General features: G+C 66.0%; 15 protein-coding genes and 1 pseudogene. 9 read left to right on the plus strand and 7 right to left on the minus strand.

Annotation, left to right across the window (positions count from 1 at the left end):
• Positions 1 to 35: 35 nt before the first annotated feature.
• The gene (locus tag ACZYX4_RS14910) at positions 36 to 1,424 is read right to left on the minus strand and encodes a sigma 54-interacting transcriptional regulator (protein ID WP_463877206.1); all 1,389 of its coding nucleotides are present in this window, start codon (positions 1,422 to 1,424) and stop codon (positions 36 to 38) included.
• 144 nt (positions 1,425 to 1,568) lie between these two features.
• On the opposite strand from ACZYX4_RS14910, the gene ACZYX4_RS14915 reads away from it, so the two are divergent.
• From ACZYX4_RS14915 to ACZYX4_RS14925, 3 genes are all read left to right on the plus strand, one after another.
• The gene (locus ACZYX4_RS14915; RefSeq protein ID WP_463877207.1) at positions 1,569 to 2,246 is read left to right on the plus strand and encodes an MSMEG_4193 family putative phosphomutase; all 678 of its coding nucleotides are present in this window, start codon (positions 1,569 to 1,571) and stop codon (positions 2,244 to 2,246) included.
• 1 nt (position 2,247) lies between these two features.
• Positions 2,248 to 2,649: a hypothetical protein gene (locus ACZYX4_RS14920; RefSeq protein ID WP_463877209.1), complete on the plus strand. Its 402-nt coding sequence runs from the start codon at positions 2,248 to 2,250 to the stop codon at positions 2,647 to 2,649.
• 203 nt (positions 2,650 to 2,852) lie between these two features.
• The gene (locus tag ACZYX4_RS14925) at positions 2,853 to 3,635 is read left to right on the plus strand and encodes a hypothetical protein (RefSeq protein ID WP_463877212.1); all 783 of its coding nucleotides are present in this window, start codon (positions 2,853 to 2,855) and stop codon (positions 3,633 to 3,635) included.
• 149 nt (positions 3,636 to 3,784) lie between these two features.
• Here ACZYX4_RS14925 and ACZYX4_RS14930 read toward each other — a convergent pair whose 3' ends face one another.
• The 3 genes from ACZYX4_RS14930 to ACZYX4_RS14940 form a co-directional block, all read right to left on the minus strand.
• Positions 3,785 to 3,961 (minus strand): CsbD family protein, encoded by a 177-nt coding sequence (locus tag ACZYX4_RS14930; RefSeq protein WP_463877214.1) that lies wholly within the window; start codon positions 3,959 to 3,961, stop codon positions 3,785 to 3,787.
• Positions 3,962 to 4,088: 127 nt separating this feature from the next.
• Positions 4,089 to 4,343 carry a hypothetical protein gene (locus ACZYX4_RS14935; RefSeq protein ID WP_463877216.1) on the minus strand — a complete coding sequence of 85 codons (255 nt, stop codon included), beginning with the start codon at positions 4,341 to 4,343 and terminating at the stop codon, positions 4,089 to 4,091.
• Positions 4,344 to 4,376: 33 nt separating this feature from the next.
• On the minus strand, positions 4,377 to 5,597 hold the full coding sequence (locus tag ACZYX4_RS14940; RefSeq protein ID WP_463877219.1) for an MFS transporter: 1,221 nt from the start codon (positions 5,595 to 5,597) through the stop codon (positions 4,377 to 4,379).
• A gap of 291 nt (positions 5,598 to 5,888) precedes the next feature.
• On the opposite strand from ACZYX4_RS14940, the gene ACZYX4_RS14945 reads away from it, so the two are divergent.
• Together ACZYX4_RS14945 and ACZYX4_RS14950 are read left to right on the plus strand one after the other, a co-directional pair.
• Entirely contained in the window at positions 5,889 to 6,446 is a 558-nt protein-coding gene (locus ACZYX4_RS14945; RefSeq protein WP_463877222.1) for a hypothetical protein, read from the plus strand.
• A complete protein-coding gene (locus tag ACZYX4_RS14950) occupies positions 6,443 to 9,301 on the plus strand; it encodes an ATP-binding cassette domain-containing protein (protein WP_463877224.1) in 2,859 nt (952 codons plus the stop codon). The genes ACZYX4_RS14945 and ACZYX4_RS14950 overlap by 4 nt, the downstream gene beginning before the upstream one ends.
• Here ACZYX4_RS14950 and metH read toward each other — a convergent pair.
• On the minus strand, positions 9,291 to 12,941 hold the full coding sequence (gene metH / locus ACZYX4_RS14955; RefSeq protein ID WP_463877227.1) for a methionine synthase: 3,651 nt from the start codon (positions 12,939 to 12,941) through the stop codon (positions 9,291 to 9,293). The genes ACZYX4_RS14950 and metH overlap by 11 nt on opposite strands.
• Positions 12,942 to 13,369: 428 nt before the next feature.
• On the opposite strand from metH, the gene ACZYX4_RS14960 reads away from it, so the two are divergent.
• The 4 genes and pseudogenes from ACZYX4_RS14960 (at position 13,370) to ACZYX4_RS14975 (ending at position 16,673) form a co-directional block, all read left to right on the plus strand.
• Positions 13,370 to 14,701: an AAA family ATPase gene (locus ACZYX4_RS14960; protein WP_463877230.1), complete on the plus strand. Its 1,332-nt coding sequence runs from the start codon at positions 13,370 to 13,372 to the stop codon at positions 14,699 to 14,701.
• A gap of 3 nt (positions 14,702 to 14,704) precedes the next feature.
• Entirely contained in the window at positions 14,705 to 15,343 is a 639-nt protein-coding gene (locus ACZYX4_RS14965) for an RloB family protein (protein WP_463877232.1), read from the plus strand.
• A gap of 121 nt (positions 15,344 to 15,464) precedes the next feature.
• Positions 15,465 to 15,716, plus strand: a pseudogene (locus tag ACZYX4_RS14970) (hypothetical protein); the annotation flags it as partial.
• Positions 15,717 to 15,884: 168 nt separating this feature from the next.
• Positions 15,885 to 16,673, plus strand: a complete 789-nt coding sequence (locus ACZYX4_RS14975) for a DUF3800 domain-containing protein (protein ID WP_463877235.1) — start codon at positions 15,885 to 15,887, stop codon at positions 16,671 to 16,673.
• Positions 16,674 to 17,008: 335 nt separating this feature from the next.
• Here ACZYX4_RS14975 and ACZYX4_RS14980 read toward each other — a convergent pair whose 3' ends face one another.
• Together ACZYX4_RS14980 and ACZYX4_RS14985 are read right to left on the minus strand one after the other, a co-directional pair.
• Complete coding sequence (locus ACZYX4_RS14980) at positions 17,009 to 19,042, minus strand: ABC transporter ATP-binding protein (protein WP_463877237.1); 2,034 nt, start codon at positions 19,040 to 19,042, stop codon at positions 17,009 to 17,011.
• On the minus strand, positions 19,039 to 20,778 hold the full coding sequence (locus ACZYX4_RS14985; protein ID WP_463877238.1) for an ABC transporter ATP-binding protein: 1,740 nt from the start codon (positions 20,776 to 20,778) through the stop codon (positions 19,039 to 19,041). The genes ACZYX4_RS14980 and ACZYX4_RS14985 overlap by 4 nt, the downstream gene beginning before the upstream one ends.
• Positions 20,779 to 20,783: the final 5 nt, after the last annotated feature.

Below are 20,783 nucleotides of genomic sequence, written 5' to 3' on the forward strand. Positions count from 1 at the left end.
TGCTCTGCTGTAGAACTGCCTGGCCGTAGGACTGCCTAGCCGTAGATGGTCGCCTCGTCGTCGGAGTCCTTGGAAATCCGCCGGGCGAGGTAGAGACCTTCCAGTGCCAGTTCGACGGCGGCGGCGCGATGCCCGTCGTTTTCCGCGCCCAGGCGCTCACTGATTTCGTCGTAGAGGCCGGAGCCGTTGAGGGACGGGAGGTTTTCCAGGAATTCCCGCGCGGTGACCAGTTCCCCCGTGGTCACCGTGGTGTGGCCGTCGAGTGCAGCCACGAGGGCGCCCATGTCAATGCCCTGGAAGTGCGCCCGCACGGCTTCTGCGGTGGCCATGCGCAGGAGGTGGTCGAGGATGTCCTGTTCCCGCCCCTCCTCACCGGACTCGAACTCGATCTTCCCCGCGAGGACTTCCACGGCGGCGTCCAGGTCGATGATCCGGGCGACAGCCTCCTCCTCTCCGCGCACGCTGGCCCGGCGCAGGGCCGCCGCGGCAACGGTCTCGGCACCGGCGATGGCGAACCGCGCGGACACCCCGGAGGTCTGGTTGATCGCCGGGGACTGCCGCAGCGCCCGGGTGTAGCGGGCCAGGATCTCGAGGATGACGGGCGGGACGCCGGCCACCAGTTGCCCCTCCTGCCGGATGACGGCGACCTCGTCGTCGAGCTCTATCGGGTAGTGGGTGCGGATTTCGGCGCCGAACCGATCCCTCAACGGAGTGATGATCCGGCCGCGGTTCGTATAGTCCTCCGGGTTCGCGGACGCGACGACGAGCACGTCGAGCGGCAGCCGCAGCACGTAGCCGCGGATCTGGATGTCGCGTTCCTCCATCACGTTGAGCATGGAGACCTGGATCCTCTCGGCGAGGTCGGGCAGTTCGTTGATGGCGATGATTCCGCGGTTGGAGCGCGGGACCAGGCCGTAGTGGATGGTTTCCGGGTCCCCGAGGCGGCGGCCCTCGGCCACCCGCATCGGGTCGACGTCGCCGATCAGGTCGGCGACGGAGGTGTCCGGCGTCGCGAGTTTCTCGACGTACCGTTCCGAGCGGTGGCGCCACGCCACCCGCAGCCGGTCCCCCTCGGTGAGGGCACGGGCCCGGGAGTGCTCCGTGAGGGGTTCGTACGGGTGTTCGTTCAGTTCCGAGTCCTCGATCACCGGCGACCACTCGTCCAGCAGCCCGGCCAGGGTGCGGAGAAGCCGGGTCTTGCCCTGTCCCCGTTCACCCAGCAGGACGACGTCGTGCCCGGCAAGCAGGGCCCGCTCCAGCTGGGGCAGGACGGTCCGGCGGAAGCCGAACATCCCGGGCCAGGGATCGCGGCCGGCGGCGAGCGCGGCGAGCAGGTTGTCGCGGATTTCGCGGCGCAGGTCCTTGTGAACGTGGCCGGAGGCACGCAGTTCACCAACAGTGAAGATATCGGGGCGATCACTCACTCCTCTACCGTAAGCCTCTACCGGGTGGGGAATCGAGAGATTTTTCAGATTCCTGCGCACGGGGCGGCCATAAGAGAGCCGCCCGGGGTCCCCGGGCCGAGCTTGCGAGGCACGGGGAGGCGGTGAACGCTAGGCTTGATGCTGATGACTGCAGCAACGCCGCCGGCATCACCGGCACCATCGACTTCACCCGAGCGGCCGGGCACGCTCCTCCTTCTGGTGCGCCACGGGGAGACGCCGACGACGGGTACGGTACTGCCGGGGCGGGCCCCCGGACTGCACCTCTCCGACCGGGGCCGGGCCCAGGCTGAACGGGTCGCGGAACGGCTGGAGGGTTTGTCCGTCAGCGCCCTCTATTCCTCGCCGCTGGAGCGTGCCTGCGAGACGGCGGAGCCGACGGCAGCCGGCACGGGACTGGACGTGACGCTCGACGACGGCCTGCTCGAATGCGACTTTGGCGACTGGACCGGCTCCGCGATCGCCGATCTGTCGGCCCTGCCGCAATGGCAGACCGTCCAGCACAGCCCGTCCGCCTTCCGCTTCCCGAACGGCGAGAGCTTCACCCAGATGCAGGCGCGGATCGTCGGATCGCTGGAGGCACTGTGCACAGCCCACGCCGGGGGCGTCGTCGTGTGCTTCTCCCATGCTGATCCCATTAAGGCCGCCGTCGCCCACGCCCTGGGCACGCACCTGGACCTCTTCCAGCGCATCGTCATCAGCCCAGGCTCGGTTTCGGCCGTCTCGTATGTAGAGGGCCAGGCACCCGCCGTGCTGATGGTGAATTCAACCTCGGAACCGCTCAGCGGGCTGAGGGGGCAATGAGATGGAGGCCGGGGAACGGCCGCTGTCCGATTTCGACCCCGGGCTGTACCGGCGGGAACGCGCCGCCTACCTGCTCAGCGAGTCCCTGGAGTGGGGGCTCGTGCCGCCGACGGTGATCCGTGAGGACGCCCCCCTGGGTATAGGTTCGCTGCAGTGGTTCATCGACTGCGGCTTCCGTGAGCATTACTTCACCCTGTACGCGGATGCCCCCGAGACCCATCGCGACCTGGCGCGGATCGCGGTGTTCGATTACGTGGCCAACAACACCGACCGCAAAAGCGGGCACGTGCTGCGCGGCGATGACGAGGTCACTGCCCTGCAGCGCCGCGCCAAGCGCTTGCTGCACGCGCGGGTGCTGCCCGTTGACCGCACCGGCATGCGTTACCCCTGGCCGCTCGTTTAGGGCCAGCCCACGGGAACTATTTGGCCGGGCTGTCACCTCAACCTTCAACAGTCCCGTCCTCTGCTACAACTGGAGAACCGCTACCAATGAAAGGGGCGCCTCATCTTAGGCAAGACGGCCGTGATCGGCGCTGAAGTTCTCGAATCGGCCCTGGCCCGTGAGCTGGCCAGCACACGCACCCACGAGGTCTCCGGGCGGCATACATGTCTGCACCCGTGATGACCAACGACGAAACGCATAAAGGCTGGCGACGCCGCATTCGGCCGCTCTTGGTCCTTTTCCTGCTCGGGATGCTCGCGTCAACGCTGGTGCTCCTCGGGCCCGGCTTGCTCAGCGGCTTGCGCGCCGACGAAGGTCCGCTGCGAGGGGGCCCGGCATGCACGGTCGAAACCTCAGAGGGAGAGATTGACCTCCTCCGTGAGGAGGCGCAGCTGGCCACGACGGCGGTGGCGCTCGTGGCCCTGGGGGTGGAGGCCCCGGACACCTCCGGCATCGACGAGGCAGTGTTACAGCGGCTGGCCGACGGTCCACCTGAAGACGCTGGTGCCAGCCTGACCTGCCAGGGCTCAGCCTCCGACGACCTCCAGGAACAGCAGCTGGGTGTCACGGGCCTGACACCGCGCGCCGAGCAGTTGCGCGAAGCCATGACCGAGGTGTTCGGTGAACAGAGCCTGGGAGGGTTCGCCCCGGGTGGCATCGGTCAGGGGCACGGAGCGGACTCGACGCACTACGACGGCCGGGCGATCGACATCTTCTTCCGTCCGGTGACGGAGGAGAACCGGCGTGAGGGGTGGATACTGGCCCACTGGCTCGTCGCTCATGCCGAGGACCTGGAAATCCAGTACGTCATCTTCGACGACCGGTTCTGGAGCGTGCACAGCTCACGGGGGCAATGGCAGGACTACGCTGCACCTGAGCCCGGCAACGAGATCCTGCGGCACCTCGACCACGTGCACGTGGATGTGCTGGGCGGAGGTACTGACTGAGGAGGGTCAGTTCGAGGCCTCGCCTTGTAGAAGGACCACCTGAACCCGGACCGTTGGCGAGGAATGGAACATTCTTGATCCAGCGGTCCTCGCCCCTGCAATTGTGAGCAGCTGCTTCTCGCCGCGGAGACATTCGAACCTACCGGCCGTCAGTGCTTCTTGAAAGCGTCCTTCACCTTTTCGGCAGCCTGCTTCAGGTCCGCCTTGACCTGGTCGCTCTTGCCTTCGTTCTTGAGGCGGTCGTCACCGGTCGCCTTGCCTGTGGTTTCTTTGGCCTTGCCGGTCAGCTTTGTCGCCGTATTCCGGATCTTGTCGCCCAGACCCATGGTTTTCCTCCTTGGGATACCGCCCGGCGGGCTGCCGAGGGGTCACAAATTCATGCTATCTGCCGCCCGGCGTGACGGCCATCCTCAACCCCGCAGCGCCGTCACGGCCGTGCACAACGCGCCCGTCTCAGAGCTCTCGGTAGTAGTACAGGATTGGGTCTGTCTGGTTGGGTTCGGTGTTGGTGAACCCGTGCGCTTCGTAGAAACGGTGCGCATCGGTGTCCTCGCCATCGACGTTGATCTCGACGAGCGCACCGCCCCGGTCGCGTACCAGACGTTGGGCCGGAAACTCAGCACGGCAACGCCGCTCGCCGGCTCGCCAATCAGCAGGACCGCCGGAGGTCATGACCTCATCTTGAGCACTGGGCGAAGCGGTGTCCATGCTGACCTCCCGCACGTGTGGCTAAGGAGCGGGTCACGCTGGCCCGCTGATCACCCGGTCACGCCCAACCAGCAGACCCGTCACGGCGAGAACCGCCATGATGCCGGCGGTGACGAGGAGCGGAAGCGTCCAGCCCCCGCTGACGTCGCGAAGACCACCGAACATGACCGGCCCCCCCGCGGCGAGACCGTAGCCGACAGATTGCGCCATCCCGGACAATGACGCTGCCTGCGGGTAATTCACGGTCCGGAGGCTGAACAACGACAGAGCGATGACAATGAGGCTCCCGCACCCGATGGCCCCAAGAATCACCCACAGCAAGATGAGCTCCGGCGCAAGTGCCAGCCCGAGAAATGTCACGAACGTGAGCCCGCCGCTCGTGAAGGACACAAGCCGCTGGTCCGAACCGCGGTGAAGGATCCCCCCTGCGGCAAGGCTGGCGAACACGCTGATGAGCAGGAACACGGACAAATGGACGCCCGCAGTAGTGGCGGGAACCCCCTGGCTTTGTTCGATGGTGGGCAGCCACGCCATCAGGACGTAGAAGGCGATCGATTGCAGTCCCATAAAGATCGTCACCTGCCAGCCCATGGCTGAGGTCCAGGGCGACCGGAAGGAAACCTCCGGCCTGGTGGCGTGCGCGGTCCCTGACCTGTGCCGGCGCAGCCACGGCAGGAGCACCGCCATGGCGATGAGAGCCAGTCCCACCCAGATTCCGAGGGCAAGCCGCCATCCCGCCGGGGACGTTTGTGCCACGGGAACGACGACGGCTGCCCCGATCGCGGCGAAGGCGGCCTGTGTGGCGGTGTAGCCTCCGGTGACCTGGCTGACCCTCATCGGAAAGTCCCGTTTCACCAGGGAGGGCACCAAGACATTGAGAAACGCGATAGCCAGGCCGATCAGTGCGGTGCCCGCCCAGATGAAGCCGGGCAGGGGTAAGGAGCGCAGCACGATGCCCGAGGCGAGGATCAGCAGGGATACCCACAGTGCCCGGTCGAGACCCAGACGGGAAGCAACGCCGGGTGCCAGCGGGGAGAAGACTGCGAAAGCGATGAGCGGAAGTCCCGTGAGAAACCCTGCTGCGGCACTGGATAGCCCAAGGTCGCTGCTGATGTTCCCGAGTACCGGCCCCACGCTGACAAAGGACACCCGGAGGTTCACTGCGATGAGCAGCAGGCCGATAAATGCGACGCCGAACCTGGCAGTGCGGTCGGGCGCGTTCCGGGTGGCAGCGGGCATCGTGCGTTCTTCCATCCTTCGAGGGGTGAGGAGCGCCCTCGCGCCTCCTACGATTCCGCCTTTGTCAGATCAAAGTCATCTCTGACTAGGCATTTCAAGTTGCCGACAACCTACCTTATGCCGAGCGGGATGCTGCTCCTTGCGCCCGCTTCGAGCCGTTGGTGCGGATGCGCCGGAGCCGTGCCGACCAGCCGCCGTCCAAGGTGGCAAGGGCCTGCTGGTTGCGACGTTGGCCTATCAGGAGACCCGGCGTCACACAAGGCGACGGCCTCCGCATCCGGATCGGCAACGCCCTACCCTTGACACGTGACTTTGACTTCGATTCGCACCGCCGCCGCGACCTCCCTCGCCGCTGCCGGTCTCCTGTTTACCCTCGCAGCCTGTTCGGCGCCGGCCGCCACCCAGCCGGCCACCGCCGCCACGGCGTCTGCGGCAGCGGCTTCATCCAGCGCCGCCTCCGAGCCCTGCGCCGGGGTGAAGGTCATCGTCGATTCGGGCGCACTGAAGCAGGCTGCCGCTGATTCGTCCGTTTGCGTGACCGTGGACGGGCCGACTCCCGCTTCCAAGGTGCTGGACGATGCGAAAGTGAAGACCGAGGGCACTGCCGACTATCCCAAGGAACTGGTGTGCCGTGTGAACGGTGTGCCCGCCGCAGACCTCGACATCACCCACAAGGGCGGGACGTACCGGGAAGAATGCAGCAAGATGCCCGCAGCCTTCGCCTACTGGGCTCTTTGGGTTAAGCCGGCCTCCGGCGACTGGGGATACGCGCAGGAAGGCCTCGCCACCCTGCAGGTGAGCCCGGGCGAGAGCCTGGAACTGCTCTTCACGGTCGACGGCGAACCGGCCGCCCCCGCGGCATGACCTTTCGACCCGCGCCGTTACGCGCCGCGGCGGTCCTCGCCGTCGTCTTCATCGCGGCCCGGGTCATCTACCGCATCCTTTTCAACGGGGCCGGCATTGGCGAACCGGCGCTGCTCGACCTGCCGGCGATCCGGCTGCCTGCCCCGTACGCCCATGTGGTCCTCCTCGGTCCGGTCACGGCACCCGGGCTGTGGGCGGCGGTCCTGTCCGCCCTGCCGATTGCCGGAATGTTCCTCGCTTTCGGGCTGCTCAACGCCTGGGTGGATGTGGCCCGCGGGTTCGTGCACCTGGCCCGCGGCGGTCCCATGCAGGGCCTGGCCCGGATGCTTGTGGTGGCGTGGGCGGCGCTTCCGGCGCTTGCCGACGCCGTGACGTCCGTCCGCCTGGCGTTCCGGTTGCGGGGCGAACGCTTCGGACCCCGTGCCCTGGTTCCCGTGCTCGAGCGCACCCTTGAGCACGCGGGCCGGGTTGCCGCGGCCCTGGAGCTGCGTGGCTTCGGGAGCCGGGGAGCACACCAACCCGGTAGCGGTATCGAAGCCCCGCTTCTTGTCCGGGACGCACACTTCCGCATTGGTGACGCGCAGGTGCACGTCGCAGGGTTCACACCGCCCAGCGGGTCAATTACGGTCATTACCGGGCCAACGGGCTCCGGCAAATCCACCATCCTGCGGGGTATCGCCGGCCTCCTTTCACACGTAGACGGTGGAGAAATCTCCGGCACCGTGCGCGTCGCCGGAACGGACCGTGCCACCACGCCGCCCCGCGACACCGCCCGCATCATCGGCGTCGTATTGCAGAATCCCCGCGCAGCATTCGCCAGCACCCTGGTCCGGGACGAAATCTCCCTCGCACTTGAGCTGCGCGGCATGGCATCCGGGACCGCCAAGGCCCGGGTGCTGGAGGTCGCGGAGCGTATCGGAGTGTCGGCGCTGCTGGACCGGAATGTCAGCACCCTCTCGGCGGGTGAGGCCACGCTCGTAGCCATCGCCGCCGCGGTGGTGGATCATCCGGCCCTGCTCCTGGTGGATGAACCCCTGGCCGACCTTGATACTGCAGCACGCGGACACGTCATCGCCGTGCTCAACGCCCTCGCCCGCGACGCCGATGTCTGCGTCATCGTGGCGGAGCACCGGGCGGAAGCGCTCGTATGCGTTGCCGACTCGTGGTGGACCATCGACGGCGGCGCCCTGGTGCCCGGTGCTGCGCCATCCGCGCCTTCGCCCCCTGTCGATGCCCGTCCAGCGCCGGCAGTGCCGGCTGACCTCGCGCCCGTGCTGACTGCGGTAAAGCTTGCGGTGCACCGCAAGGGCACGCCCCTCGTGCGGGATGCGTCCCTGACCCTGCACCGCGGTGAAGTGGTGGCCCTGGTGGGGCCGAACGGGGCCGGGAAATCCTCCCTGCTGGTGGCACTTGCCCTCGGTGACGGAGCGGTTGGTGAAGGCACGGGTGGTGTAAGAATGGTCGACGGCGGCCGCGTCGCCCTCGTCCCGGACGCCTCGGACGACCTCTTCACCAGGGATACGGTGGCAGCGGAGCTCCGATCGGCCGATCGGCGTCGGTCACGCCGAAAGAACGGTGGACAGCCTGCGCCTGGCTCAGCAGCTGCGCGCCTGGCCCGATTACGGGGGGACGTTCGGATACCCATTGGACACGAGCATCCCAGGGACCTCTCTGCGGGAGAGCGCAGGATCCTTGCTATCGCGCTGCAGACCATGGACGACCCCCAGGTACTCCTGATCGATGAGCCCACCCGCGGACTCGATCCGGCGGCGCGCACAGCGGTCGCGGCGGCGCTCCGTGCAGCGGCGGATGACGGCGCGGCGGTCCTGATCGCCACGCACGACCTGAATTTTGCTCACGGCCTGGGCGCCCGGATCCTCCCGATGCGTGACGGCGTCGCGCCTTCCTCCGTGGCGGCCCATACGCCGGAGCCAGAACTCCCGCCTGCCCGGCAGGCACATGCCAGACCGAGGCCCCGGGTCATTGAACAAACAGACACCCAGGGCGCGGCAACACAGCGCCGCATCCGGATGCCGCGTGGCGTGGAGCTCGCAGTTCTTGCAGCTGCAAACGTCCTGGCCCTCGCAGCGTTCTGCTGGCCTCTGCTCGCCGCGGCGTTCCCGGAGGATGCCGCCGCGGCCCTCCCCTACGCGGCGCTGGCCGTTGCGCCGCTCGCCGCCGTTGCCGTCGTCGTGTCCCTCGACGGCTCCATCCGCTCCGCACACACGGTGGCGTTGCTCGGCGTCCTGGCCGCCGTCGGTTCCGCGGTGCGGGTGGCAAGCACCGGCGTCGGAGGTGTAGAGGCAGTGTTTATCCTGCTGATCCTGGCCGGGCGGGCCTTCGGCCCCCGCTTCGGCATGCTCCTCGGCGCCGCCACCATCACCCTCTCAAGCGCCCTATGGGGTGGCATCGGGCCCTGGACACCGTTCCAGATCTTCGCCTGCGCGTGGGTGGGCGCCGGGGCCGGCCTGCTCCCCCGCCGGGTGCGGGGAAAAGCCGAACTGTGGATGCTGGGCGGCTACGGCGTCCTGGCGTCCTACGTGTTCGGCCTGCTGACCAACCTGTGGTTCTGGCCCTTCGCGGTGGGCGCCGGCACCGGCATCTCCTACGTGCCCGGCGCGCCGCTGGCCACCAACCTCAGCAGCTTCCTGCTCTACTCGCTGGTGACCTCGACGGCGGGCTGGGACACCCTGCGAGCCATCACCACGGTCATCGGAATCGCGGTGGTGGGGCGGGCCATTCTCGCCGCACTCAGGCGGGTGAAGCCGGTCTCCAGCGTGGGCGGAAGCGCCGGCGGGCAAGCCGCGCAGGCCCAACCCGCCCAAGCCAGGGACCGGCTTCAACTCACACCTTGAAGTACTTCGCCTCCGGGTGGTGGAACACGAACGCGTCGGTGGACTGTTCGGGGTGCAGCATCAGCTCATCGCTCAGGACCACGCCCATCCGCTCGGGCTTCAGCAGTTCCGTGACCTTGCGGCGGTCCTCCATGTCCGGGCACGCAGGGTATCCGAGCGAGAACCGCGCACCGCGGTAGTCGAGCTTGAACAGGCCGGCCTTGTCCTTCGGCTCCTCAGCCGCGAATCCCAGCTCCGAGCGGATGCGTGCATGCCAGAATTCCGCGAGCGCCTCGGTGAGCTGCATGACCAGGCCGTTGAGTTCGTAGTAGTCGCGGTAGTGGTTGCCCTTGAACAGCTCGGAAGTCACCTCGTCGATCTTCGAACCGGCGGTGACCAGCTGCACCGGCAGCACGTCCACCTGTCCCGATTCGCGCGGGCGCACGAAGTCGGCGAGGCACAGGTGCCGGTCGCGGCGCTGGCGCGGGAAGTCGAAGCGCAGCCGCTCGGTGCCGATCGGGCCGCCGGAGCCGCCGTCGGGGGCGAGCAGTCCCGCGGTGCCGAGGACGCCGTCGCGATCCTCCCCGTGGTGCAGCACCACCACCTGTTCCCCCTCGGAGACCACCGGGAAGTAGCCGTACGCGACGGACGCGTCGAGCATTCCCTCGCCGAGGATGCGGTCCAGCCAGTACCGCAGGCGCGGCCGGCCCTCGCGTTCCACCAGCTCCTCGTAGGAGGCGCCGTCCTCGCCACGGCCGGGCTTGAGCCCCCACTGCCCCATGAAGGTGGCGCGTTCGTCGAGGAAGGTGGAGTAGTCGTGGAGTGCGACGCCGCGCACGATGCGCGTGCCCCAGAACGGCGGCGAAGGCACGTGATTGTCGGAGGCGCCGTCGGACCGGCCGGGCATCGCCTCCGGCTCGGTCACCGTGAACCTCGGGCCGCCTTTATGGATCCGCTTCTTCAGCGGCGGAAGGCCGACGGCGGCCGGGTCGGCGCCGCGGGCCACCTGCACCAGCGGTTCCATCAGTGCCAGGCCCTCGAAGGCGTCCTTGGCGTACCTGACGGTTCCATCAAACTGCTCCGCCAGGTCCTGCTCCACGTAGGCGCGGGTCAGGGCTGCGCCGCCGAGGATGATGGGCCACTTTTTCGCCAGGCCCCGGGACTGGAGTTCGGCGAGGTTCTCCTTCATCACCACGGTGGACTTCACCAGCAGCCCGGACATGCCGATCACGTCGGCATTGTGCTCCTCCGCCGCGGCCATGATCTCGGCGATCCCCTGCTTGATGCCGATGTTGATGACTTTGTAGCCGTTGTTGGTGAGGATGATGTCCACCAGGTTCTTGCCGATGTCGTGCACGTCGCCGCGCACGGTGGCGATCACCATGGTGCCCTTGCCCGAGGAATCCGATTTCCCCATGTGCGGCTCGAGCAGAGCCACCGCGGTCTTCATCACCTCGGCGGACTGCAGCACGAACGGCAGCTGCATCTCGCCGGCGCCGAAGCGCTCGCCCACCACCTTCATGCCCTCGAGCAGCTGGTCGTTGATGATGGCGAGCGGGGTCATGCCCTCGCTGCGTGCGAGGTCGAGGTCCGCTTCAAGGCCCTTGCCCTCGCCGTCGATGATGCGCCGGGCCAGGCGTTCGCCGGTGGGCAGCGCCGCCAGTTCCGCCGCGCGCTGGTCCTTCAGCGCTGCAGTGTCGACGCCGGCAAAGAGGTCCAGCATGCTGGCCAGCGGGTCGTACGTGGTGTTGCCGTCGGCGTCGTATTCGCGGCGGTCCCAAACGAGGTCCAGGGCCACCTTGCGCTGCTCCTCCGGCAGTGAAGCGAGCGGCACGATCTTGGCGGCATCGATGATGCCGCTGGACAAGCCCGCCTGCACGGCCTCGTGCAGGAACACCGAGTTCAGCGCCATGCGCGCTGCCGGGTTCAGGCCGAAGGACACGTTCGAGACGCCAAGGGTGGTGTGGATGCCGGGGTACTTCGCGGTGATCTGGCGGATGGCCTCGATCGTTTCGATGCCGTCCCGGCGGGTTTCTTCCTGGCCGGTGGCGATGGGGAAGGTCAGGCAGTCGACGATGATGTCTTCCACGCGCATCCCCCATTCACCCACCAGGGAATCGATCAGGCGCGAGGCGATGGCCACCTTGCCCTCGGTGGTGCGTGCCTGGCCCTGTTCGTCGATGGTCAGGGCGATCACGGCGGTGCCGTGTTCCTTCACGAGCGGCATGATGCGCCCGAAGCGGCTGTCCGGGCCGTCGCCGTCCTCGTAGTTGACGGAGTTGATCACGGGGCGTCCGCCGATGTGTTCGAGCCCGGCCTGCAGCACCTGCGGTTCGGTGGAGTCGATGACGAGCGGGAGCGTGGAGGCCGACGCGAAACGCGAGACGATCTCCTTCATGTCCGCGACGCCGTCGCGCCCCACGTAATCAATGCAGACGTCGAGCAGGTGCGCGCCGACGCGGACCTGCCCGCGGGCGATGTCGACGCAATCGTCCCAGCGCTCGTCGAGCATCGCCTGCCGGAACGCTTTCGAACCGTTCGCGTTGGTGCGCTCGCCAATGGCGAGGTACGCGGACTCCTGGTCGAAATTCACGTGATGGTAGAGGGAAGCGATGCCGGCTTCCCGCTCGGTGGGAACGCGGGCGCCGTCGGCGCCCCTCCCGCCGCTGGCAACCGCGGCGGCGGTGCGCAAGGGCGCAAGACGTTCGACGACGGCGGCCATGTGCTCCGGCGTCGTACCGCAACAGCCGCCCACCAGGCCCAGACCGAATTCGCGCACGAACTGCTCGTGCGCGGTGGCGAGTTGGCTGGGCGAGAGCGGATAGTGCGCGCCGTTGGCACCCAGGACGGGAAGGCCGGCATTGGGCATGCAGGCGATCGCCACGGAGGACTGCTTGGCCAGGTGGCGCAGGTGCTCGCTCATCTCGTCCGGCCCGGTGGCGCAGTTCAGGCCGATGGCGTCGACGCCGAGCGGCTCGAGCGCGGTGAGCGCTGCGCCGATCTCGGAGCCCATCAGCATGGTTCCGGTGGTCTCGACGGTCACCTCGACGAAGATCGGGAGCCGGACGCCCCGGGCCACGATGGCCTGCTTGCAGCCGTTGACCGCGGCTTTGGTCTGCAGGAGGTCCTGGCTGGTCTCGATGAGGAAGGCGTCCGCTCCCCCGTCGATGAGGCCCCCGGCCTGCCGCGCGAAGGTCTGCTTGAGGTGGTCGTAGCTGGTGTGCCCGAGGCTGGGGAGCTTGGTCCCCGGCCCCATCGAGCCCAGGACCCACCGCATCCGGCCGTCTGTTTTTTCTGCGGCCTCTGCGCGGTCACGGGCGATCTCCGCCCCCTTCCGGGCGAGCTCTTCGATCCGGTCATCGATGCCGTAGTCGGAGAGGTTGGACCAGTTCGCGCCAAAGGTATTGGTTTCGACCGCGTCGATTCCCACGGCGAAGTACGCGTCATGAATGTCCGCGAGGACATCCGGCCGCGTGGCGTTGAGGATCTCGTTGCAGCCTTCCAGCCCCAGGAAGTCGTCCTCGAGCGACAGCTCCCGGTCCTGCAGCATGGTGCCCATCGCCCCATCGGCGATGACAACCCGATGGTTCACTGCATCCAGCAGCGCTTGGGAGCGGACGGGACGGGGGACGGAATCGATATCGAGCGCAAAACGAGGCATCTGAACAGACTACGGGCGGGGCCCGAAACATTGAGCCGTGTTTCCATGTACTACGACCGCGGGGTGGTGGCAGTTCTTCCCAGGCCTTTCCGACGGTTGCACCACGTTCAATCCGCTGGTTCCGACCGATGAAAGGGCCATCCGCAGCTGCGCCTCCGGTCAGCCATCAACGGCGAGTCATCGAGGGTGAACAGTACGCGGTGTCTCATCGGCCTAGCTTCCAACCCATCGCTGAAGAAGAAAGTATGCAAAGGGGATTGCCGCGCCATCGGACGCCATCGGCGACTTCTGCCGGCGGACGGTCTTCCGCGCAAGGATGGATCTAGGGGCCTTGGGCCGGACCTCCTAAGGCCACTTAGCGCGGAAAATATGCGGAAAACCTCCTTAGCGGGTGATACTGCCGCCCCTTCAGAGCATAGAATAAACACATGCTCCTCAACTTCCGCGTCAGCAACTTCAGGTCATTCAAGGATGAGGCGTCCCTGTCGACGTTGGCCACTCGCCTTGATAAGGGATACGGAGTCCCTGCCCGCGTAGCCCACGATGGAACCACAGTTGACGTACTGCCGGTCGTTGCGGTCCTAGGCGCCAATGCTTCTGGAAAATCAAATCTACTGAGGGCAATGGCCGCAATGAGGGAATTGGTCTTGACGTCCGCTTCTCGGCCGCCCTATCAGAATCTTGAGCTGGAGCCTTTTTTGCTGGACCCAAGGTACAGCGAGATGCCGACATTGATGGAAATAGATTTCACGGTTCACGGGTCGCGTTATCAGTATGGTTTTGAGATCTCGCGCGGAAAGGTTGAAGAAGAGTGGCTACACACTTTTCCCCATAAGCGAATTCAAGTTCTCTTCGATCGCGAACACACCTCAGAATTTCATTTCGGCAAGAACCTGCCCGGACACAACCGAGTCATGTCAGAGATGACACGACCCCAGGTCCTTTTCCTGTCGACGGCCGCAAATGCGGGCCATCCGGTGTTGTCGGAGATCTACAAGTTCTTTCTAAATAATCTCCAGTTGCTAGACGTGCCGGAGCGCGGACGATCTGACCCTAGAATGATCCAGCGCTTGATGGAGCGCCGCAGCAAGGCGATGAGGCTTCTTTCCATGGCTGATCTCGGGATAACCGATGCTCATATCGAGCACAATGATCAATCGGAGGAAGAAGCGGAGAATTTTCGTTCCGCGCTCCGCAAGGCCGTGGATTTTCCGCCCGACCTCAGTGAAGAGGACAAGGATGCCCACATCCTGGAGATGACCAAGTCCCTTTCCTTCGACGAGCCAACACTTCAGCTTATCCATCAGGGCAGCCGCGCACCCATGCCCCTACCATTCGAGGAGGAGAGCCTGGGGACGAAGTCCTGGCTTTCATTCGTCACTCACGCGCTTGAAGCCCTGGACGAGGGCAACGTCATGTTGGTTGACGAGTTGGACGCAAGTTTGCACCCTCTGCTCTTGGCTGAGGCATTGCGCATGTTCCAGTCATCGAAATCGAACCCGAACGGCGCTCAGCTGGTCTTTACCACCCACGATGTGACTTTGCTCGGTGGATCTCAAGACACATTGGAACAACATCGGCTATCACGAGGCCAAGTTTGGCTGGTCGAAAAAGAGCGCGGCGGCGGATCAAATTTGACCCCTCTCAGCGAATATCGGCCCCGCAAGGGAGAGGACCTTGCGCGAGGATATCTGCAAGGCCGCTACGGTGGGACACCACGCCTTGCCTCGCCTCTGTCCGCTATAGTCTCGAGCAAATAGAGGATGGCCAAGCCGAAGCGGGGCGGAGCAAGCCTAAAACGTGCGGTCGGATCTCGCCCTCCGAAGAAGAGGGTTGCAGTGGTGTGCGAAGGCTCCAAAACGGAGCCTATGTACCTAAAGTTAGTCAACGCCGCTTCACGTGATGCCCTAGTGGAGCTCGTCATCGTGGACGAAGCTGCGACATCTCCCAAGCAACTGGTAGAGCGCGCGTGCCAAACACAGGCGGATGCGGAGAAACTCTTCCGACGCACGAAGGACCCATTCGCAAAAATAGACGAAATCTGGTGTGCGTTCGACGTGGACCAACATCCCATGCTGAAGGAGGCACGTCAGCAGGCGGCCGATAACGGCATCAACCTTGCGATCTCAAATCCTTCCATTGAAGTCTGGTTCCTTCTCCACTTTGACAACCAGACCGGGAACATCCATCGCGATGACGCTCGGCGGCAGTTGCAGAAGCACATCACTGGTTACAACAAAGTTCTAACCACACTTGACCCGCTGGCGGGCCGTTACGAAGATGCGCGGGGAAGGGCGCAAAAATTGGAATCTAAGCATGAGGGCGACGACACAGAGTTCCCAGAGGACAATCCTTCATCCGGAATTTGGCGTCTAGTGGACTCTCTGGGGGCCAACTACTAGGCGCCAGGAGCGATCGATCGTCCGCTACACTTAGGGACATTTGCTTTCCTTAGACCTCGCTGGACGGGGTGGCGCATGTTCTCGCCTGTGAAGAACCAATCGGAACCGGAATAGACGTACGGCCTCAGGCGCAATCTTGGGACCGGAGGAAGGGCTCGCTGTGAAGGAGGCCGTGCGGGTGCGCGCCCACGGATCCGCCGACGCGGTGGGCCAGGAGCAGGACAAGGACACGTTGACAGCCGGGAAACAAGCGGACTTCGTTGCCCGTTCCGACCTACTCGCCGTTTCGAAGGAGCGCATCCGAAACGTTGGGGGACGACTACCGGTGGTGTGCCACATCACCGGCTCCGTGCAAATGTTATCTACAGTTTAGCCGCGACGTGCACTAGGACCTTGCCCGACGGCATGCATACGCTTCTCAGGTATGGCGGCAAGGCGTCCGCTCCAGGCTTGAGAAAGTGAAGGTTGCAGTGCAAGGTCTATTCCCACCCCCGCTCGGGGATGCGCCCAGCAGACCAAGGCGTCTCCGGAGCACCGAGGCATGAGCACCCCACGGAAGCTGTTCGCATACATAGACGAGACGGGCGACCGGGGTGAGGGCGCAAACTCCAGCCCGATATTCGGAATGGCATGTGTTCTGATCGAGGATCGCGATGTCCACGGCCTCATTGCTGCGGTGGGCGACATCCGGGCTACCTTCGGGGTGCCGGCCAAGGCCGTCCTGTCTTGGAAGGATTACATTAAGACTCATGAACGCAGGAAGTACGTAGCTCAACGGCTCGCCGCCGTCCGCGGTCTTGAAGTTATCTACGTCTACAGTCAAAAGTCGGAACTTCAGCCAGGATCCTACGCAAACAGCCGTGAGCGGTTTTACAACTACGTGGCGTACAAGATGTACAAAAATATTCTGTGGGCTGCGCGCAACAAGGTGGGGCCATACGGAAAAATCTGGACCCGGTTCGGCCACGTTCGCGGCCACGACCACCAAACGACTGCCGACTATTTCGACAGAATGAAATTCACAGACCGGAGTGTTCCGTTCCACATGGAGCAGGGCCTCAAGTGGGTCAGCGCTGACAAATATAAGGAGAGTCAAGCAGCCGACGCATTCGGGGGCTTCCTGAAAGCGGCGACTTGGCCCGATCAGTTCGGAAACTTCGAGGGCAGTTACCTAAAGTCGATATGGCCGTTGGTACGCAACTCGAGTAACTGCACGAACGCGGGAAACTCCTACTGTGCCATTCCGCTAGGATTTATGCCCATGCCGTCGTACAGGGCAGCGAACCTTACTGGGTGCGTCCCGTGTCATGCGTGCACGCAAATCAGCTAGCTAGGAACTCCCAAGGGCCGATCCACTTAAGGAGTGCGATGACAGCACCGCGGGCTTACCTTGGCGAGTTCCAAACTAGCTGATGCAGCCATCCTTGCATGTTGGACACTACAAATCAACGCCCGGAGGGAACGGCCCCTTAGTCGTGGCAATGGGATGAGTGCGGCTATTGGCATCGCCGGGTGCGGGGATCTCGTGGGCGGTCGTCTCCGGGCCTTAGGGGCCTTGATGCCCGATGCCCGAGCGAGCGGACGGGCTACTCGGCGGGTCCCAAGGGCGTAGCGCGGGCATTGTGCCCACCGCGCCGCCCGTTCGGGCTGTGCGGAATCGCGCCCTCAAACCTCCGCAACCGGGGCCGCGAACTGTGCGGCATACAGCGCGGCGTACGCCCCGCCGGCCGCCAGCAGCTCCGCATGGTTCCCCTGCTCCACGATCTGCCCGGCTTCCATCACCAGGATGAGATCGGCGTCGCGGATGGTGGAGAGCCGGTGCGCGATCACGAAGCTCGTGCGGTCCGAGCGCAGCGCGCTCATCGCCTTCTGCACCAGCACTTCGGTGCGGGTGTCCACGGAACTGGTCGCCTCGTCCAGGATCAACACGGAGGGCCGGGCCAGGAACGCCCGGGCGATCGTCAGCAGCTGCTTCTCCCCGGCGGAGACGTTGGATCCCTCGTCGTCGAGCACGGTGTCGTAGCCCTCCGGCAGGGACCGCACGAACCGGTCCACGTACGTCGCCCGCGCCGCCTCCAGGATCTCCGCCTCGGTAGCAGCGGGCCGGCCGTAGGCGATGTTGTCCCTGATGGTCCCGCCGAACAGCCAGGTGTCCTGCAGCACCATGCCCATCCGCGAGCGCAGCTCATCCCGGGTCATCGCGGTGACGTCCACGCCGTCGAGCGTGATCCGCCCGGCGTCGAGCTCGTAGAAGCGCATCATCAGGTTCACCAGCGTGGTCTTCCCTGCCCCGGTCGGCCCGACGATCGCCACGGTCTGTCCCGGCTCGGCCACGAGGCTCAGGTCCGCAATCAGCGGCTTGTCCGGCGAATACGCAAAGGACACGTCCTCGAACACCAGCTTCCCCCGCGTCGCCGCGGGTGCCACCCCGGGATCCGGATCCGCAGTCTGCTCCTCGGTGTCCAGCAGCTCGAACACCCGCTCGGCCGACGCCACCCCGGACTGCAGCAGGTTCGCCATCGACCCCAGCTGGGCCAGCGGCTGGGTGAACTGCCGCGAGTACTGGATGAACGCCTGCACGTCCCCGAGCTGCATCGCCCCGGCGGCCACCTGCAGCCCTCCCACCACCGCGATCCCCACATAAACCAGGTTCCCGATGAACGTCATGGCCGGCATGATCAGCCCGGACACGAACTGCGCGCCGAAGCTGGCCTCATACAGCTCCGCGTTCTTCTGCCGGAAGCGTTCCTCGACCTCCCGCTGCCGGCCGAAGACCTTCACCAGCGCGTGCCCGGTGTACGTCTCCTCGATCTGCCCGTTCAGCTCCCCGGTGTGCTTCCACTGCGCCACGAACAGCTTCTGCGATCTCTTGGCGATCAGCGCCGTCGTCACCAGCGTCAGCGGCACGGTGACCAGCGCGATCAGGGCGAGTGTGGGCGAGAGGATGAACATCATCACCAGCACGCCGAGCACGGTCAGCAGCGAGGTGACCGCCTGGCTGATGGACTGCTGCAGGCTTTGGGAGATGTTGTCCACGTCGTTGGTGACCCGGCTCAGCAGCTCCCCGCGCTGGACCGTATCGAAGTAGCGCAGCGGCAACCGGTTGATCTTGGCCTCGATCCGCTCGCGCAGCCGGAACATGGTGCGCTGCACAATCCCGTTCAGGACATAGGCCTGGATCCACATAAAGCCGGCGGCCAGCACGTAGAGCACCAGCGCCCACAGCAGCACGGTGGCCAGCGCGGTGAAGTCGATCCCGGTGCCGGGGGTCAGCGTCATGGCGCTGAGCATGTCCGCCTGCTGGTCCTGCCCTTCGGCGCGCAGCTGCGCGATCAGCTGCTCCTGGCTCACCCCGGCCGGCAGATCCTTGGACACGACGCCGGCGAAGATCAGGTTGGTGCCCTCCCCCAGCAGCCGCGGCCCGATCACCGAGAACGCCACACTCACCACCGCGAGCATCAGGACCAGCACCAGCCAGAGCCGCTCGGGCCGGAGCTGGCCCAGCAGCCGTTTGGCGGAGGGGCCGAAGTTCATGGCCTTCTCCGCCGGGACGTTCATCCCGGCGAACGGTCCGCCGTGGCCGGGGCCGCCGCGCGGACGGGGAATGCGTTCGACGGCGGGAGCGGCACCCGGCGACCCGGGTCCCCCGCCAGTGGGCCCGGACGGTGCGGCCGGCCCGGTGCGGTTCGGAGCGCTCATGCCGCCTCCTCCGCCGCGAGCTGGGAGTTCACAATCTCCTGGTAGGTCTCCGAGGTCTCCAGCAGTTCCTCGTGCGTGCCGTGCGCGACGAGCCGGCCGCCGTCGAGCACCAGGATCTGGTCCGCGTCCACGATGCTGGAGACGCGCTGGGCGATGATCACCAGGGTGGCGCCGGCGGTGTGCTGCCGGAGGGCCTGGCGCAGCCGGGCGTCGGTGGCGGTGTCCAGGGAGGAGAAGGAGTCGTCGAAGATGTACAGCTCGGGCCGTTTCACCAGCGCCCGGGCGATCGCGATCCGCTGCCGCTGCCCGCCGGAGACGTTGGTGCCGCCCTGGGAGATGGGCGCGTCCAGCCCGCCGTCCATCTCCCGGACGAAGTCCTCCGCCTGCGCGATGGACAGCGCCTGCCAGAGCTCGTCCTCGGTGGCGTCGGGTTTGCCGTAGAGCAGGTTGCTGCGCACGGTGCCGGAGAACAGGTAGGGCCGCTGCGGGATCAAGCCGATGTGCCCCCAGAGCAGGTCCGGGTGCAGTTCCCGCACGTCCACGCCGTCGATCCGGACCGAGCCGGCGGTGGCGTCGAAGAGCCGCGGCATCAGGTTCACCAGGGTGGTCTTGCCGGAGCCGGTGGCGCCGATGATCGCCGTCGTCTGCCCCGCCCGGGCGGTGAAGCTGATCCCGGACAGGACCGGCTGCTCGGCGCCCGGGTAGGCGAACCCGACGTCGCGCATTTGAAGCTCGCCGCGGCCGGTGCGGCCGGAGAAGTCCAGCGGGTGCTCCGGCGGCCTAACGCTGGACTCGGTGCCCAGCACCTGCCCGATCCGGTCCGCTGAGACCGCCGCGCGGGGGATCATGATCGCCATGAACGTGGCCATCATGACGGACATCAGGATCTGCATGAGGTAGCTCAGGAACGCGATCATGGTGCCCACCTGCATGGATCCGTCCTGGATCCGGAACGCCCCGAACCAGATCACGGCCACACTCGAGACGTTCAGGACCAGCATGACCGTGGGGAACGCGAGCGCCATCAGCCGGCCGGCGCGCAGGGCGGTGTCCGTGACGTCCTCGTTGGCCCGGGCGAAGCGGGCGGTCTCCACGTCCTCGCGGACGAAGGCGCGGACCACGCGGATGCCGGTGAGCTGTTCGCGGAGCACCCGGTTCACGGTGTCGATCCGGGTCTGCATGAGCCGGAACAGCGGCACCATCCGGGTGATGATCAGCCCCACCGCCCCCAGCAGCACCGGCACGCTGACCGCGATCAGCCAGGACAGCTGCACGTCCTGCCGGATCGCCATGATTACCCCGCCGATGCTGAGCATGGGCGCGGCCACCATCAGGGTGGCGGAGACCAGCACCAGCTGCTGGACCTGCTGGACGTCGTTGGTGGAGCGGGTGATCAGGCTCGGCGCGCCGAAGCGGGTGACTTCCTGTTCGGAGAAGGCCGCCACCTTGCTGAAGATCGCCCCGCGCACGTCCCGGCCCATCGCCATCGCCGCCTTCGCCCCGAAGTACACGGCGGCGATGGCGCAGGCGATCTGGAGCAGGGTCACCAGCAGCATCACGCCGCCGGTGCGCAGGATGTAGTCCGTGTCCCCCTTCGCCACGCCCTGGTCGATGATGTCCGCGTTCAGGGTGGGCAGGTACAGCGAGGCGATGGACTGCGCCAGCTGGAAGACGACGACGGCGAGCAGCAGCCGCTGCTGCGGCCGCAGGAATTCAACAAGCAGTTTCCAGAGCATCCGTA

The organism is Pseudarthrobacter leeuwenhoeki, assembly GCF_055412885.1.

Bases quoted from the DNA above. Each gene is read 5' to 3' on its own strand.
- ACZYX4_RS14915 (WP_463877207.1), top strand. From the start codon at position 1,569: ATGACTGCAGCAACGCCGCCGGCATCACCGGCACCATCGACTTCACCC.
- ACZYX4_RS14960 (WP_463877230.1), top strand. From the start codon at position 13,370: ATGCTCCTCAACTTCCGCGTCAGCAACTTCAGGTCATTCAAGGATGAG.
- metH (WP_463877227.1), bottom strand. From the start codon at position 12,941: ATGCCTCGTTTTGCGCTCGATATCGATTCCGTCCCCCGTCCCGTCCGC.
- ACZYX4_RS14975 (WP_463877235.1), top strand. From the start codon at position 15,885: ATGAGCACCCCACGGAAGCTGTTCGCATACATAGACGAGACGGGCGAC.
- ACZYX4_RS14965 (WP_463877232.1), top strand. From the start codon at position 14,705: ATGGCCAAGCCGAAGCGGGGCGGAGCAAGCCTAAAACGTGCGGTCGGA.
- ACZYX4_RS14950 (WP_463877224.1), top strand. From the start codon at position 6,443: ATGACCTTTCGACCCGCGCCGTTACGCGCCGCGGCGGTCCTCGCCGTC.
- ACZYX4_RS14935 (WP_463877216.1), bottom strand. From the start codon at position 4,343: ATGGACACCGCTTCGCCCAGTGCTCAAGATGAGGTCATGACCTCCGGC.
- ACZYX4_RS14980 (WP_463877237.1), bottom strand. From the start codon at position 19,042: ATGAGCGCTCCGAACCGCACCGGGCCGGCCGCACCGTCCGGGCCCACT.
- ACZYX4_RS14940 (WP_463877219.1), bottom strand. From the start codon at position 5,597: ATGGAAGAACGCACGATGCCCGCTGCCACCCGGAACGCGCCCGACCGC.
- ACZYX4_RS14930 (WP_463877214.1), bottom strand. From the start codon at position 3,961: ATGGGTCTGGGCGACAAGATCCGGAATACGGCGACAAAGCTGACCGGC.
- ACZYX4_RS14920 (WP_463877209.1), top strand. From the start codon at position 2,248: ATGGAGGCCGGGGAACGGCCGCTGTCCGATTTCGACCCCGGGCTGTAC.
- ACZYX4_RS14925 (WP_463877212.1), top strand. From the start codon at position 2,853: ATGTCTGCACCCGTGATGACCAACGACGAAACGCATAAAGGCTGGCGA.
- ACZYX4_RS14985 (WP_463877238.1), bottom strand. From the start codon at position 20,778: ATGCTCTGGAAACTGCTTGTTGAATTCCTGCGGCCGCAGCAGCGGCTG.